The 14,470-nt window shown below is 71.4% G+C and carries 12 protein-coding genes and 4 tRNA genes; 10 read left to right on the top strand and 6 right to left on the bottom strand.

What is annotated here, in order from left to right:
- Positions 1–14: 14 nt before the first annotated feature.
- From BMW85_RS17620 to BMW85_RS17600, 5 genes are all read left to right on the top strand, one after another.
- Positions 15–86: transfer RNA gene (locus BMW85_RS17620), tRNA-Gly, on the top strand.
- Between the two features lie 15 nt (positions 87–101).
- Positions 102–172 (top strand) — tRNA-Cys (locus BMW85_RS17615).
- Between the two features lie 47 nt (positions 173–219).
- Positions 220–291, top strand: a tRNA-Gly gene (locus BMW85_RS17610).
- Positions 292–310: 19 nt separating this feature from the next.
- Positions 311–382, top strand: a tRNA-Val gene (locus tag BMW85_RS17605).
- 135 nt (positions 383–517) lie between these two features.
- Positions 518–1,423, top strand: coding sequence for a mechanosensitive ion channel family protein (locus BMW85_RS17600; protein WP_245774869.1), 906 nt, complete (start codon positions 518–520; stop codon positions 1,421–1,423).
- A gap of 131 nt (positions 1,424–1,554) precedes the next feature.
- On the opposite strand, the gene pobA is transcribed toward BMW85_RS17600, so the two are convergent.
- Positions 1,555–2,742, bottom strand: a complete 1,188-nt coding sequence (pobA, locus tag BMW85_RS17595) for a 4-hydroxybenzoate 3-monooxygenase (protein WP_091082449.1) — start codon at positions 2,740–2,742, stop codon at positions 1,555–1,557.
- An 80-nt stretch (positions 2,743–2,822) separates the two neighbouring features.
- On the opposite strand from pobA, the gene BMW85_RS17590 reads away from it, so the two are divergent.
- The 3 genes from BMW85_RS17590 to BMW85_RS17580 all read left to right on the top strand — a co-directional run bounded on the left by BMW85_RS17590 (position 2,823) and on the right by BMW85_RS17580 (position 6,241).
- Positions 2,823–3,617 (top strand): IclR family transcriptional regulator, encoded by a 795-nt coding sequence (locus tag BMW85_RS17590; protein ID WP_177240729.1) that lies wholly within the window; start codon positions 2,823–2,825, stop codon positions 3,615–3,617.
- Between the two features lie 110 nt (positions 3,618–3,727).
- Entirely contained in the window at positions 3,728–4,657 is a 930-nt protein-coding gene (locus BMW85_RS17585; protein ID WP_091082446.1) for an SDR family oxidoreductase, read from the top strand.
- 171 nt (positions 4,658–4,828) lie between these two features.
- Entirely contained in the window at positions 4,829–6,241 is a 1,413-nt protein-coding gene (locus tag BMW85_RS17580) for a cellulase family glycosylhydrolase (protein ID WP_091082917.1), read from the top strand.
- 108 nt (positions 6,242–6,349) lie between these two features.
- On the opposite strand, the gene ligD is transcribed toward BMW85_RS17580, so the two are convergent.
- Both ligD and BMW85_RS17570 read right to left on the bottom strand, forming a co-directional pair.
- Positions 6,350–7,549: a non-homologous end-joining DNA ligase gene (gene ligD, locus BMW85_RS17575; RefSeq protein ID WP_091082445.1), complete on the bottom strand. Its 1,200-nt coding sequence runs from the start codon at positions 7,547–7,549 to the stop codon at positions 6,350–6,352.
- Between the two features lie 97 nt (positions 7,550–7,646).
- On the bottom strand, positions 7,647–8,435 hold the full coding sequence (locus BMW85_RS17570; RefSeq protein WP_245774868.1) for a crotonase/enoyl-CoA hydratase family protein: 789 nt from the start codon (positions 8,433–8,435) through the stop codon (positions 7,647–7,649).
- 86 nt (positions 8,436–8,521) lie between these two features.
- Between BMW85_RS17570 and BMW85_RS17565 the strand changes: the two genes are divergently transcribed.
- Complete coding sequence (locus BMW85_RS17565) at positions 8,522–9,382, top strand: RpnC/YadD family protein (RefSeq protein WP_245774867.1); 861 nt, start codon at positions 8,522–8,524, stop codon at positions 9,380–9,382.
- A gap of 75 nt (positions 9,383–9,457) precedes the next feature.
- Here the strand turns inward: BMW85_RS17565 and BMW85_RS17560 are convergent, their stop codons facing one another.
- Entirely contained in the window at positions 9,458–11,155 is a 1,698-nt protein-coding gene (locus BMW85_RS17560; RefSeq protein ID WP_091082442.1) for an acyl-CoA dehydrogenase family protein, read from the bottom strand.
- A 31-nt stretch (positions 11,156–11,186) separates the two neighbouring features.
- On the opposite strand from BMW85_RS17560, the gene BMW85_RS17555 reads away from it, so the two are divergent.
- On the top strand, positions 11,187–11,918 hold the full coding sequence (locus BMW85_RS17555; RefSeq protein WP_177240728.1) for a PaaX family transcriptional regulator C-terminal domain-containing protein: 732 nt from the start codon (positions 11,187–11,189) through the stop codon (positions 11,916–11,918).
- Positions 11,919–11,961: 43 nt separating this feature from the next.
- Here the strand turns inward: BMW85_RS17555 and BMW85_RS17550 are convergent, their stop codons facing one another.
- Both BMW85_RS17550 and BMW85_RS17545 read right to left on the bottom strand, forming a co-directional pair.
- Positions 11,962–12,990 (bottom strand): hypothetical protein, encoded by a 1,029-nt coding sequence (locus BMW85_RS17550; RefSeq protein ID WP_143082319.1) that lies wholly within the window; start codon positions 12,988–12,990, stop codon positions 11,962–11,964.
- A gap of 63 nt (positions 12,991–13,053) precedes the next feature.
- Positions 13,054–14,451, bottom strand: a complete 1,398-nt coding sequence (locus BMW85_RS17545; protein WP_091082438.1) for a glutamate-cysteine ligase family protein — start codon at positions 14,449–14,451, stop codon at positions 13,054–13,056.
- Positions 14,452–14,470 lie beyond the last annotated feature (19 nt).

Below are 14,470 nucleotides of genomic sequence, written 5' to 3'. Positions count from 1 at the left end.
AGCCTGGGGTTCACGCGGAAGTGGCTCAGTGGTAGAGCATCACCTTGCCAAGGTGAGGGTCGCGGGTTCGAATCCCGTCTTCCGCTCGGAGTGTGACTCCTGGTGGAGTGGCCGAGAGGCGAGGCAGCGGCCTGCAAAGCCGTCTACACGGGTTCAAATCCCGTCTCCACCTCGCTGAATGGCGGACCCACCAGGATCCGCTAAGGTAAAGGCACGCACGCGGAAGTGGCTCAGTGGTAGAGCATCACCTTGCCAAGGTGAGGGTCGCGGGTTCGAATCCCGTCTTCCGCTCTGAGTTCCAACTCAACACGGACGATTAGCTCAGCGGGAGAGCGCTTCCCTGACACGGAAGAGGTCACTGGTTCAATCCCAGTATCGTCCACCCCATGCGAAAGGCCCCGCTGACCGCGGGGCCTTTCGGCGTTTCCGGCCACAGGGCAAGTTTTGGTGTCCCTTTGCACATGCGCCGTCGCTCTCCGGGTAGCGCCGTTGCACTGACTCCTCCGAGGAGGAAAGTGTGGACGTCAACATCGGCCAAGGCATCACGGATGCCTGGCGATCGGTCGCCACGTTCGTGCCGAGGCTGGTCGCGTTCCTGGTGATCCTCGTCATCGGGTACCTCATCGCCAAGGCCCTGGAGAAGGTGGTCGACAAGATCCTGCAGCGGATCGGCTTCGACCGCGCGGTGGAACGCAGCGGCGTGCGCCGCTGGCTCGAACGCAGCAAGTACGACGCCAGCAGCCTGCTGGGCAGGATCGTCTTCTACGCCATCGTGCTGGTCACCCTGCAGATAGCCTTCAGCGTCTTCGGGCCGAACCCGATCTCCGTGCTGCTCACCGGCGTGGTCGCCTGGCTGCCCAGGGCACTGGTCGCCATCGTGATCGTCGTGGTGGCCGGCGCGATCGCCAAGGGCGTGCGGGACATACTCAACGGGGCGCTCGGCGGGCTGTCGTACGGACGCTGGATCGCCACCGCGGCCGCCGTGTTCATCTGGGCGCTGGGCATCATCGCCGCGCTCAACCAGATCGGCGTGGCCACCACGGTCACCACTCCGGTGCTGATCACCGTGCTCGGGACGATCGGCGCCATCCTCGCCATCGGCATCGGCGGCGGCCTGATCCGGCCGATGCAGCAGCGCTGGGAGCGCTGGCTGAGCCGTATGGAGGCCGAGGCTCCGCAGGCCAGGGCGCACGCCGAGGCGTACCAGCGCGGGCGCCGGGACGCCGGCGCCATGACCGGCGAGGAGACGGCGCCCATCCGCACGGCGCCGGGCGCGACGGCCGCCGGCCCGCCGGGCACGACGGCCTCGGGCGCGCCGGGCACGACTCCTGGCGCGACTCCTGGCGGGATGTCCACGCCTCCGCAATCGCACCACACCCACCTGCCACCCGGGGCGCACCGCCCCGACATGCCACCGGACTGACTCCTCCGAGAACGGCCCGCCGCCCGGCACCGCCCACCCGCCCGGAGCGACGGGCGCATCCCGCCGGCCGGCCGCCCACCAGCGGCCGGCCGGCGGTGCATGCATGCATGCAAGGCTCAGGCGGCGACACCTCAAAGCACGTTCAAGCGTGCGTCCTCGGGGAACGGCAGCCCGACGTAGTTCTCGGCGAGCGTCTTCGCGGCGGCCTCGGACGAGGTGACGTAGTCCAGGTAGGAGAGCTGGAGCCGCCGCCCGTAGGCGTCCTCGTCCTCGAACGTGTGCAGCAGCGTCGTCATCCACCACGAGAAGTGCTGCGCCCGCCACACCCGCTTCAGGCACGCCTCCGAGTAGCCGTCCAGCAGGGCGGTCGAGCCGTCGGCGAAGTACGCGGCCAGCGCCTCCGTCAGCACCCGCACGTCGGCCACCGCCAGGTTGAGCCCCTTGGCCCCGGTCGGCGGCACGATGTGGGCGGCGTCCCCGGCCAGGTAGAGCCGGCCGTACTGCATGGGCTCGGTCACGAACGAGCGCATCGGCGTGACGCCCTTCTCGGTGATCCGGCCGGTGGTCAGCGTGAAGCCCGGCACGCTCTCCAGCCGGACCCGCAGCTCGTCCCAGATCCGCTCGTCCGGCCAGTCCTCCACCCGCGTGTCGGCGGGGACCTGGAGGTAGAAACGGCTGACGGCGGGCGAGCGCATGCTGTGCAGCGCGAAGCCGCGGTCGGTCCTGGTGTAGATCAGCTCCTCGGACGAGGGCGCGACGTCGGCCAGGATGCCCAGCCAGGCGAACGGATACTCCCGCTCGAAGGTGGTCAGAACGCCCTCGGGGACGGACTGCCGGGACACACCGTGGAAGCCGTCGCAGCCCGCGATGACGTCGCAGTCCAGCCGCTCCCCGTCGCCGAAGGTGATGTACGGCTCGGACTCCAGCGCGTGCGGCACCACGTTCTCGACCTCGAAGCGCACGTCTCCCCCGGCCGCGAGCCGCGCCGCGATGAGGTCCTTGACGACCTCCTGCTGGCCGTAGACGGTGATCGCGCGGCCGGGCACCAGCTTCTCGAAGGCGATGCGGTGGCCGGCGCCGCCGTAGCGCAGCTCGATGCCGTGGTGCGGCAGACCCTCGCGCCGCATCCGCTCCCCGACGCCGGCCTCGATGAGGGTGTCCACGGTGCCCTGCTCCAGGACGCCGGCCCGTACCCGCCGCTCGACGTAGTCGCGGCTGCGCCGCTCCAGCACTACGGAGGAGATGCCCCGCAGGTGGAGCAGATGAGACAGCAGCAGGCCCGCGGGGCCTGCGCCAATGATCCCGACCTGAGTTCGCATGACCGAAGCATGCTGCCTTGTCCCCCTTCAGCGGGAGGTTCGGTTTCCGTTCAGTGGAATCCTGATGCAGGATTTACCCCATGGCAGGAGGATCCAGGGAGCCGGGCCGCACCGTGACGTCCAAGGTGCTGGCCCTGCTCGGGGCGTTCGACGCCGCGCACCCCAAGCTCACGCTGACGGAGCTGGCCCGGCGCGCCGGCGTCCCGCTGAGCACCGCGCACCGGCTGGTCGCCGAGCTGGAGGAGTGGCAGGCGCTGGCCCGCGACCCCGACGGGCGGCTGCGCGTGGGGCTGCGGCTGTGGGAGCTCGGCCAGCTCGCCCCCGGCCGGCTGGTGGCGCTCGCGCATCCGTGGTTGCAGGAGCTGTTCGGCACCACCGGCGAGAACGTGCACCTCGCCGTCCGCGACGGCATGGAGGTGCTGTACGTGGACAAGGTGTACGGCCGCCGCGCCGTCCCCATCGTCTCCAGGACCGGCGGCCGGCTGCCCATGCACCCGACCGGCGTCGGCCGGGCGCTGCTGGCCCACGAGCCCGACTGGTTCGTCACGTCCTACCTGGCCCGCACGCTCGAACGGCCCACCCCGCACACGATCAGCGAGCCGGGGCGGCTGGCCAGGGAGCTCGCCACGGTGCGCGCGCAGGGGTACGCGTTCACCTACGAGGAGATGACGCTCGGCTCCTGCTCGGCCGCCGCGCCCATCCTGGTGGACGGGCGCGCCATGGCCGCGCTCGGCATCGTGCTCTCCTCGCGCCGCGCCCGCGAGCTGCCCCGGCTGGTCGAGCCGCTGCTGCACGTGGCGGCACGGATCGGCCGCGCGTTCGCCGATCCCCCGGCCGCCGGCCCGTGGCCGAGCCCGGTGCCGGGGAGCCCCTGACCGTCCGGGATGACGTTGACGCCGCCACCCGGCACACCGGCGACGGAGTTTTCTACCCCCGACGTGCGAAGACATGTCAGACCTGCGCAATCGGGGGTAGAGGGGGCCGCATGCGGATTCTGGTCACGGGAGCGACGGGCATGCTGGGCAGGGCCCTGGTGCCCGCACTGGTGAAGTCGGGTCACCAGGTGCGGGCGCTGAGCCGTACCAGGAGGGAGAGCCGCGGCAACGTCGAATGGGTCTGGGGCGACCTGTTCTCCGGGCACGGCATCCCGGAGGCCGTCGCCGGCATGGACGCGGTCGCGCACCTGGCCACCAGCGGCCGCAGGGGACGCGGCGCCGCCGACATCCCGGGCACCCGCCGGCTCGTCCTCGCCGCCCGCGAGGCCGGGGTCGGGCACCTGCTGCTCACCTCGATGGTCGGCGCGGACCGTGCTCCGGTCGGCTATCTCGCGTACAAGCTGGAGGCCGAACGACTGGTCGCCGGCGGCGGCCTCGGCTGGACCGTGCTCCGCAGCACCCCGTTCGAGCAGTGGCTGAACCGGCGGATGCACGACCTCGCCGCGCTCCCGGTGGTGCCCGTGGATCCGACCGTGCTCATGCAGCCGGTGCACACGGGCGAGGTCGCGGCGCGGGCGGCCGAGCTCATCGGCGGCGAGCCGCTCGGGACGGCGGTCGAGTTCGGCGGGCCGGAGGTGCTCGACCATGCCCGGCTGGCCCGTACCTGGTGCCGCCTGCACGGCCTGCGCCGGCTCTGCCTGCCGATGCACTTCCCCGGCCGGCTGTACGCGGCCCAGCGGGCCGGCGCGCTGACCACGGACGCGACGCCCAGCGGCACGATCACCTGGGACGACTACCTGGCGCCGCCCGCCACGGCCCGCTCCGCCCGCTGGGGCGGCGCGGACGCCTTCCCCGACTCCGACGACTTCGCCTCCGAGCACACCGCCTCCCCCACCAGCCCGGCCACCCAGCCGGAGCAGGACCCGGACGTGCACGTGTACGGCGGCGACGACGGCTACGAGCGCCCCACCCGCGGCTGACGCCGTCTTTTCTGGCATTTTGGGCCTTGCGTCAAGGGCGACGTCAACTTATGCTGCCCCGCAAGTTAGGAAACTTTCCTAACCGCATGCGGTGCCTGACCGTCCCCCCGAGAATCGGAGTCGTACGTGAGGCGAAGTGCAGCAGCGAGGATCCTGACCATCGTGGCCGCGATGGCGTTACCGCTGGTGGCGCCGTCCGGCGCGGGCGCGAGCGCGGCCACGGCGCGGCAGGCGGCGGCCGACCCCCTGGTGTCGCAGGGCAGGGCCGTGACGGCCTCCTCGATCGAGGCCGCCGGCCTGGAGCCGGGCAAGGCGGTCGACGGCAACCCGGCCACCCGCTGGGCCAGCGCCGAAGGGGCCGACCCGCAGTGGATCCGGGTGGACCTCGGCTCCACGCACAACGTCTCCCGGGTCCGGCTGAACTGGGAGGCCGCCCACGCCACCGCGTACCGGGTGCAGACCTCGCCCGACGGCTCCACCTGGACCGACGTCTACTCCACGACCAGCGGCGACGGCGCGATCGACGACCTCACGGTCAGCGGCGCCGGCCGCTACGTACGGGTGTACGGCACCCAGCGCGGCACCCCCTACGGCTACTCCCTCTGGGAGCTGGAGGTCTACGGAACCCCCACGGGCGGCGTCGGCGGCGGCACCCCCGTACAGGCCAACGGCCAGCTCCGCGTGTGCGGCCTCAAGCTCTGCAACGAGAACGGCAAGCAGATCCAGCTCCGCGGCATGAGCAGCCACGGCATCCAGTGGTACAACCAGTGCCTCAACACCGCCTCGCTCGACGCGCTGGCCGGCGACTGGAAGGCCGACGTCCTGCGCATCTCGATGTACATCCAGGAGGACGGATACGAGACCAACCCCCGGCTGTTCACCGACCGCGTCCACTCCCTGATCGAGATGGCCACCGCGCGCGGGATGTACGCGATCGTCGACTGGCACATGCTCGACCCCGGCGACCCGATGTACAACCTCGGCCGGGCCAAGACGTTCTTCACCGAGATCGCCCAGCGGCACAACAACAAGAAGAACGTCCTGTACGAGATCGCCAACGAGCCGAACGGCGACGCCGTCACCTGGTCCGTCATCCGCGACTACGCCCACCAGCTCATCCCGGTGATCCGGCAGCACGACCCCGACGCCCCGATCCTGGTCGGCACCCGCGCGTGGTCCTCGCTCGGCGTCTCCGCCGGCGCCGACGAGACCGAGATCGTGAACAACCCGGTCAACGCCGCCAACATCATGTACACGTTCCACTTCTACGCGGCCTCGCACGGCACCGCCTACCTGAACACCCTGTCCAGGGCCGCCGACCGGCTGCCGATCTTCGTGACCGAGTTCGGCACCCAGAGCGCGTCCGGCGACGGCGCCAACAACTTCACCAGGTCGCAGCAGTATCTCGACCTGCTGGCCCAGAAGAAGATCAGCTGGGTGAACTGGAACTTCTCCGACGACTTCCGCACGGGCGCCGTCTTCACGACCGGGACCTGCCCGAACGGCTCGTTCGCCGGAACGGCGCGGCTGAAGGAGGCCGGCGTCTGGATCCGCGACCGGATCCGCACCGCCGACGACTTCTGACACCCGCGCTCGCGGCAAGGGCGTCCTGCGCGCGGTTGCGGGACGCCCTCAGCCACCCCGGGCGCGCGCAGGACGCGCTCAGCCACCCCGGCCGCGCGCAGGATGCGCTCAGCCGCCCCCGGCCGCGCGCTGCCAGGGGTCGTAGTCGACCTCCAAGGGCTCCTGCTCCGGACGCTCGCCCTCGGGCACGTTGTGCAGGTTGACCCGGACGCGATACCAGACGCTGCTGCGCCCGCGCATCCCGTCGACCAGCACGTCGGCGGGCTCCAGCCGGGCCGCCGCCTCCGGGTGCCTGGCTTTCCAGCGTTCGAGACCGGCCAGGGCCTCGTCCTTGTGCTCGGCCCGCGCGATCTCGATGACCGGCTTCGTCTGCCGCCTGCGCCCCTCGCCCTTGGGCGGCTTGGGCGCGGGCCCCAGCTCCTCGGCCAGCTCCAGCAGCCCATCGAGCGAGCCGGGATGCAGGTCGAGGTCCTCCCAGGGGTCGCCGCGCTCGACCAGCCGCCGGGGCACGGTCTCGATCGTGAACAGCTCCGGCCGGCAGTCCGGCACCTCGTCCCACGTCAGGGGCGTGGACACGCGGGCGTCGGCCACGGCCCGCACGGAGTAGGCGGAGGCCACCGTGCGGTCGTAGGCGTTCTGGTTGAAGTCGACGAACACGCCGTGCCGCTCTTCCTTCCACCAGCGGCTGGTGGCCAGGTCGGGGGCGCGCCGCTCGACCTCGCGGGCCACCGTCTCGGCCGCCTTGCGGACCTTCGCGAACGGCCAGCGCCGCTCGATCCTGGCGTAGACGTGGAAACCGCGCGATCCGGACGTCTTGGGCCACGCCACGAGCCCGTGGTCGGCCAGCACCTCCCGCGCCACCTCGGCGGTCCGCAGCACGTCGGACCACGGCACGCCGGGCACGGGGTCGAGGTCGATGCGCAGCTCGTCGGGGCGGGACAGGTCGTCGGCGCGTACGGGATGGGGGTTGAGATCGACGCAGCCGAGGTTGACCACCCACAACACCTGTGCCAGATCGGTGCAGACGACCTCCTCCGCGCTCAGCCCCGAGCGGTACTTCAGCTCGGCCACCTCGATCCAGCCGGGCCGCTTGGCCGGAGCCCGCTTCTGGAAGAACGCCTCCTCCTCGATGCCGTGCACGAACCGCTTGAGCACCATCGGCCGCCCGTGCACACCCCGCAGCGCCGCCTCGCCGACGGCCTGGTAGTAGCGGATCAGGTCGAGCTTGGTGTGCCCGCTCCGCGGGAAGACCACCTTGTCGGGGCTGGTGATGCGCACTTCGCGGCCGGCAACCTCGATCTCAGGCATGACCTCACGATACGTGCCCCCTCCGACAATCAGCCGCCCCGCGCGCCGTGTCAGAGACGGCCGCGCCAGAAGCGGGGCCGTGCCAGCAGTGGCCGCGTCAGAAGCGGCCGTGACGGCCCGCGCCTCCGGCGAAGCGCGCCGCGCCGTCCCTGGCGCCGGGCAGCGACATCAGCCCGCGCCGCAGCTCGTTGCGCATGGCCTCCGCCTCACCGAGCCCCTCCTGCTCCAGCGCCGACAGGCGGTCGCCGCGCAGGCACGCCTGCGGGAAACGGGCGATCTCACGAGCCAGCTCCTCGGCACGCGACCGAGCCTCACCGCTAGGGACGACCCTGTTGGCCAGCCCCATCTCGTACGCCTCCCGCGCACCGACCGGCCGCCCGGTGAGGATCATGTCCATGGCGCGGGACGTACCGACGAGCCTCGGCAGGCGTACCGTGCCGCCGTCGATGAGCGGCACGCCCCACCTGCGGCAGAACACCCCGAACACCGCGTCCTCCTCGGCCACCCGCAGATCGCACCACAGGGCCAGCTCAAGCCCGCCCGCCACCGCGTGACCGGCGACGGCGGCGATGACGGGCTTGCCCAGACGCATCCTGGTCGGCCCCATGGGCCCGTCGCCTTCCTCACCGACGTGGTTGTCCATCGCCTTGAGGTCCGCGCCCGCGCAGAACGTGCCGCCCTCGCCCCACAACACCGCCACGTCGGCATCGGACTCCTCGAAGCCGCGAAAGGCGTCCGCGAGCGCATCGGCGGTCGCCCGATCGACGGCGTTGCGCGCCTCCGGCCGGCTGATCACCACGGTGATGACAGATCCCTGGCGCTCCACCCGTACGGCCATCAGGCCCTCCTCACTGAGCTCCGCCGAGCGTACGCCCAGAGCAACCATGGTTGTAGATCATCTTTGATCACGCAGAGTATTTCTCATGTCACAATGGGTTCATGCCATCCCCCCCACATGACGCACTAGCCCAGATGTTCACCGAACAGCCAGAGTTGGCGGTGCGGCTCCTGCGCGACCACATGGGCGTGCCCCTTCCTGACACCCCCTTGATCCGCCAGGAGGAGCGCACCTTCAACACCCGGTCCTCGGTCGACTTCGACGCCGACGTGGTCCTCAGTCTGGGGCCGCACACCTCCCCTCTGCACGCCGTCATCGTCGAAATCCAGCAGGACAAATCCAAGGACCCGATACAACTCTCCCGGTACGCCGCCGCACTGTGGCTCCTCATGAAGTGCGACGTGACGGTCCTGATCGTCTGCCCCGACCGCGCCGCCGCCAAGCATTACGCGCAGCCGATCGACAGCGGGCTGACCGGCTACCGCTTCCAGGCGCGGGTCCTGGGGCCCGACGACATCCCGGTCATCACCGACCCGGCACAGGCCGCCGCCAACATGGCGCTGGCGGTCATGTCGGTGATGGTGCACGGCCAGCAGCGGAAGGTGGTGGAGGCGTTCACGGCAGCGCTGAACGACACGGCCACTGATTACGCTTCGAAGTACACTGAATACGCGTACAGCATGTCCTCGTTCGAGATCCGGTGCCTGTTGGAGGAACTCATGGCGTCCACGTCCTGGCCGGTGTACAGCCCCTTCGCCCGCGAGCACTACGGCCGCGGCCTCGAAGAAGGCAAGGCGGAAGGCAAGGCAGAGGGCAAGGCTCGGGAGGCGGCGAAGCTGGTGCTGCTGTTCCTCTCCGCGCGAGGGCTCGACGTCACCGACGACGTCCGCGCCCGTGTCACCGACTGCACCGACGTCGAGACGCTCGAAGCCTGGGCCGCGCGCGCTGCCACCGTCCAGACGGCCGACGAACTGTTCGACGAGTCCGGCCAGTAGCGTCCTGTCCCAGGAGGGTCGGCTCGCCGTCCCTCCTGGGACCTGTGTTTCGGCCGGGACCGGCGCGTTCCTGCGTCAGCCGGTGAAAGCTCCCGCGACGAGTGCGTCGAAGGGGTCCTCGGCGGGGGCGTCGAGGCCGCGCAGGGGGCCGCGGTCGGCCAGATGGGCTTCGGCGTACAGGCGGGCGACCAGCGACTTGCGGCCGTCGTCCAGGCCCCAGCCGGCCTGCTCCTCCAGCAGGGCGGCGGCGTAGACGTCGGCCATGAACTGCGCCAGCGGATACAGCCGGGCCTCGGCCACGGCGGGCTCCAGGGCGGCCCAGGCGTTGATCGCCTTGGTGAGGTCGTCGATGCGGGCGTGCACCAGGTCGGAGGTGGCGGCGGTCCGCAGCCGGTCGAGGAAGGGCAGGTGGGCCTGTTCCTTGGCCATGGCGCGGCGCACGTCCAGGCAGAGGATGTGGTCGCCGCCCTCCCAGATCGGGTTGACCTGGGCGTCGCGCAGCAGGCGGGCGACCGGCCACTGCTCGATGTAGCCGTTGCCGCCGTGCACCTCGACGGCGTCGCTCGCGGCGGTGAGGCCGAGCCGGGAGGCGCGCAGCTTGACCAGGGCCGGGGCGAGCCGCAGGCGCGGCCCGAGGTGGCCGTCGAAGACGAGCGCCTGCGCGGCCTCCGCCTCGACGACAAGTTCGGCCAGCTTGCGGCGCATCAGCGGCTGCTCGGCGAGCGGCCGGCCGAACGCCTCGCGGGCGCGGGCGTAGCAGATCGACTCGACCAGCGCTCGCCGGGCCACGCCGAGGCCCATCATGGCGACGCCGAGTCGGGAGCCGTTGGTGAGCTTCATCATGGTGCCGAGCCCGGAGGCCGAGCCGCCCGGCGTGGCTGCGTCGCGTGCCCGGCCGTCGGCGTCCGGGCGGTCCATGAGCAGGAACGCCTCCGCGTCCGCGAACTCGACCTCGCCCGACGCCACCGACCGGGTGCCGAGCTTGTCCTTGAGCCGCCGGATGCGTACGCCGTTGCGGCTGCCGTCCCGCCGCTCCCAGAGCACGAGGAACGGCGCCACCGTTCCTTCGGGCAGCCGGGCGAGCACCACGAACGCCGAGCCGTTGGCGTTGGAGGCGAACCACTTGAAGCCGGTCAGCAGCCAGGCGTCGCCGGCGGGCACGGCCGCGGCCTCCAGAGCGGCGAGGTCGGAGCCGCCGGTCCGCTCGGTGAACATCTGAGCGGCCTCGCCGGAGTAGTAGCCGTTGGCGAAGATCTCCCGTACCCGGTCGCGGACGTCCTCGGGCGCGTGCTTCTCGGCGAGCTGCACCACCATGTCGCCGCCTGTGCCGAGCGCGCAGCCCATCCCGATGTCGGCCTGGTCGAGCATGTACGTCCAGGCGGCGGCGAGCGCGGACGGGTTCGCCCCGTTGGCTCTGGCCTGCTGGGCGAAGGCGGGCGAGGTGAAGTTGTCGGCCATGAGCGCCTGCCGGGCGGCCTGGAACGACGGCGGCATGACGACCTCGCTGACGTCCCTGCCCCACTTGTCGTACTTCTCCAGGCGCGGCGGGTTGCGGTCGGTCTCCTCCGCCCAGGCGGCGACAGGCCCGCCCATGAGCGCGCCGAGCCGGTCGAGGTGCGGCTCGGCCCAGGCGTAGCCGTCGCCCAGGTGGTGCCGCATGAGCAGGTGCAGCGTGGGATCGCAGGCCCACCAGTTGCGCCCGGCCGCGCCCTGGTAGCGCTCGGTGGCGTAACGGTCGCTGCGGTCGAAGGGTTCGATGAGATAGCGCCCCATAACTGCGAGTGTTACATATACTCGACACGCGATGGAAGAGCGTAATACCTTGAGCGCCCGTTCGGCCGTGCTGAGCGCGCTGCTGGGCAGCCATCCCCCGCGCCTGCCCGCCCGCCACCTCGTCCGCATCGGCGCGCTGTTCGGGGTCGCCGAGGGCACCGTACGGGTGGCGCTGTCCCGCATGGTGGCGGCGGGCGACCTCGTACAGGAGAACGGCTTCTACACGCTCTCGCCGCGCCTGGTCGAGCGCCAGGCCCGCCAGGACGAGAGCCGCGACCCCCACGTCAGGCCCTGGGACGGCACGTGGGAGGTGGCGGTGGTCACCGCCGAGCGGCGCGCGCCCGCCGACCGGGCCGCGCTGCGGCACGCGATGACCGCGCTGCGCCTGGCCGAGCTGCGCGAGGGCACCTGGATGCGGCCGGCCAACCTGGTGCGCCCCGCCTGGCCTGAGGTCGTCACGGCCCAGTGCACGCTCATCGACGGCCGTCCGCACGGCGATCCCACTCCCCTGCTGTGGGATCTCGACGGCTGGGCGGCCGAGGCCCGCCGGCTGGAGGGGGCACTGGAGCGGGTGGAAGGGCTGGCGGACGGGCTGGCGGAGGGCTTCCTGGTGTCGGCCGCGGTGCTGCGCCACCTGCTGGCCGATCCGCTGCTGCCGCCGGAGCTGCTGCCGGCGGGCTGGCCGGGCGCGCAGCTGCGGGCCCGCTACGACGCCTTCGACGCCCGCTACCGCGAGGTCCTGCTCCGGCACCTCGCCGGCTGAGCCCGGTCCAGATGCCGGTTCACCGCCCGGCCCGCACGCCCGGTCACAGGCCGACGCCGAAGACGACGCGCCTCCCTTTGAACTCCGTGAGGCTCCACAGCCTGCCGTCCTGCACGGTGAGGTCCTCCGGGCCGATGGGGAACGGCCTGGTCTGGAACTGGCCGCCGCGGTGCACCAGCAGCTTGCCGTTGCGGGCCGAGCCGCCGGTCTGACTGAGGTACCAGGTGGCGCCCTGCGAGAGCGCGCCCTGGATCTTGGACTGGCCCATGACGTACGCCTCGGCGGGCTCGCCGCCCGAGAAGGGCAGGTTCCAGCGGGCCACCCGGCCGCCGGGGTCGTTCTCGCGGTACTCGCCGGTGATCAGCTTGCCGGTGCCGCCGCTGCGGTCGAGCGAGACGAAGGAGAAGACGGGGCCGGGGTTCGCGAGCCGCCACATGTCGGTCTGCGGGATGACGTAGCGGTAGCCGAAGGCGTGGAACTTGCCGCCCGCCCGGCCGATGCGGTCGGCGTCGCCGAGGTCGTTCTGGGCGGTGCGCAGGTCCAGGATGCGGCGGAGGTCGAACACGCGCAGGCCGCGCACCGTGTCGGCCACGTAGAGCAGGTCGCCGTCGATGGCGATGCCGCCCGCGTGGATGTTGATCGGCCCGTACGAGCCGTCCGGCTTGGCCAGCACGAGCAGCGCGTGCCGGTACTTCAGCGTCCGCGGGCTCAGGAACGACACCCGGATGCCGCGCTCGCCGGCCGTCGGCTTGAAGTACCAGCTCACGACGAGCGTGGGCACGCCGATCGCGCCGGAGTCCGTGCTGCCGGTGAGCCCTTGCGGGTACCAGTCGACGGTGTCCTGGTCGCCGGCGTCGAAGGCGTACCATTCGGCCGGTCTGGGCTGCATCGGGCCGAGGGCGGCGGTCGCTCCCCTGCGTGCCGCCGCCCGGTTGGCCTGGGCCAGCACCGCCTCGACGGCGGTGGCGCCGATCTCCTCGGCCAGTTTGGCCGCTCCGTCTGCGAGGTCCCCCGTCGCCCTTTTCAGGGCGAAAGGTGATTTATCGGTTATTACCATCCCCGTCACCGACATAACTTCCTTCCTTTTCCGTCCTTTTACCCAGTGTGACGGAATGAGAAGGGGGATGGTTGTGACTCAACGCCACATATGCACCGGCAATCCGGACAGGGCCAGCTCACGATAACGGCGGACCAGCTCCTCGACGTCGCCGCCGAGGCGCTCCAGCGTCTCGCGCTGCCACACCGCGCCCGTACGGCGAAGACGCGTGCGCTGCTCCATGACCTCCAGGGCGCGATCGGCGTCGCTGGGGGCCACCCCCGCGCCCAGCAGCCCTTCGCGCGCCTCGGGCAGCAGCCTGAGAATGAGGTCGGCGGCCTCGTGCTCGCCGTCCCAGCCGGGCCAGGACAGCTTGGCGTCCAGCCCGTGCATGGCGGCGCGGTAGAAGTTCTGGTACGCCTCGGCGAAGCGGTAGCCGGTCAGGTCCCGTTCGGCCTGCGAGAGCGTGAGCCCGACCAGGAACGCCGTGTTCGCGGCCATGTCCGCGCACGAGGGCCCGGCGGGCAGCGCCCGCATCTCGATGCGCAGGTGGCCGCCGTCGGCCGGGTCGTAGACGGGCCGGTTCCACTGCCAGATGGTGCCCTGGTGCAGCCGCAGCTCGGGCACCTCGTGGGGCGCGGCGCCGTCGACGAGGTCGGGCACGATGGGCTCGTAGTCCGCGACGTACCGCTCGAACAGCTCGATCGCGCCCTCGCGCACCCAGTCGGAGCCGAACGTGACCCGGCCGTCCCGCCGTTCGAGCCGCGCCACGTCCCGGTCGTCGGCGGCCTCCTCCATCAGCGCGATGCGGGTCTCCTCCCACTTGCGCGGGCCGAGGAAGATCGGCGAGTTGCCGCAGGCGGCCAGCACCGGCCCGATGGCGAGCTGGGCGGCGTTGAACAGCCGGGCGAAGCGCTCCGGCGGGGTGCGGATGTGCACCTGCCAGGAGGTGTTGGCGCTCTCCAAAATGACGTCCTCGACCGACAGCTCCAGATCGTCGATCTTCACGAGGAACGGCTCCAGCCGCAGGCGGCGCAGACCCCTGCTCATGGCCCGGTAGCGGTTCTGGTCGCTCATCGCGCCGACCGTGAAGTCCTCGGTCTCCAGCGTGGGCAGGATGCCGATGGGCAGCGCGCCACCGCCCTCGACCGCCGCGTCCACCTTGGTCACGGTGTCCTGGATCTCGGCGCCCAGCAGCTCGAAGGGCTTGCCCTCCAGCGTCGTCGGGGTCAGGTTGACCTCGAGGTTGTAGCGGCCGAGCTCCAGCACCACGCGGGGGTCGCCGAGGGTCTCGCGCACCTCACTGTTGTGCGGGAGGGGCCGGCCCCGCTCGTCGACGAGGAACAGCTCCAGCTCCGCGCCGATCGTCACCGGCCCCTGACCGAAGCCGGGGGTGCCGAGCAGCTCGCGCAGCGTGCCGAGCTGCTCGCGGATGCGCTCTCCGAAGCGGAGGAACTCGTCCTCCGAGAAGCGCTCCTTGTCCAAGTCTTGTCCCATCACCCCTAACTGTCCCGCC

This window comes from Nonomuraea wenchangensis (assembly GCF_900111685.1).
GTDB classification, from domain to species: Bacteria; Actinomycetota; Actinomycetes; order Streptosporangiales; family Streptosporangiaceae; genus Nonomuraea; species Nonomuraea wenchangensis.
The sequence above is the reverse complement of the archived record's forward strand: the minus strand, read 5'-3'. Positions and strand labels throughout refer to the sequence as shown.

Bases quoted from the DNA above. Each gene is read 5' to 3' on its own strand.
- BMW85_RS17580 (WP_091082917.1), top strand. From the start codon at position 4,829: ATGGCGTTACCGCTGGTGGCGCCGTCCGGCGCGGGCGCGAGCGCGGCC.
- ligD (WP_091082445.1), bottom strand. From the start codon at position 7,549: ATGCCTGAGATCGAGGTTGCCGGCCGCGAAGTGCGCATCACCAGCCCC.
- BMW85_RS17590 (WP_177240729.1), top strand. From the start codon at position 2,823: ATGGCAGGAGGATCCAGGGAGCCGGGCCGCACCGTGACGTCCAAGGTG.
- BMW85_RS17585 (WP_091082446.1), top strand. From the start codon at position 3,728: ATGCGGATTCTGGTCACGGGAGCGACGGGCATGCTGGGCAGGGCCCTG.
- BMW85_RS17565 (WP_245774867.1), top strand. From the start codon at position 8,522: ATGTTCACCGAACAGCCAGAGTTGGCGGTGCGGCTCCTGCGCGACCAC.
- pobA (WP_091082449.1), bottom strand. From the start codon at position 2,742: ATGCGAACTCAGGTCGGGATCATTGGCGCAGGCCCCGCGGGCCTGCTG.
- BMW85_RS17550 (WP_143082319.1), bottom strand. From the start codon at position 12,990: ATGTCGGTGACGGGGATGGTAATAACCGATAAATCACCTTTCGCCCTG.
- BMW85_RS17570 (WP_245774868.1), bottom strand. From the start codon at position 8,435: ATGGTTGCTCTGGGCGTACGCTCGGCGGAGCTCAGTGAGGAGGGCCTG.
- BMW85_RS17545 (WP_091082438.1), bottom strand. From the start codon at position 14,451: ATGGGACAAGACTTGGACAAGGAGCGCTTCTCGGAGGACGAGTTCCTC.
- BMW85_RS17560 (WP_091082442.1), bottom strand. From the start codon at position 11,155: ATGGGGCGCTATCTCATCGAACCCTTCGACCGCAGCGACCGTTACGCC.
- BMW85_RS17555 (WP_177240728.1), top strand. From the start codon at position 11,187: ATGGAAGAGCGTAATACCTTGAGCGCCCGTTCGGCCGTGCTGAGCGCG.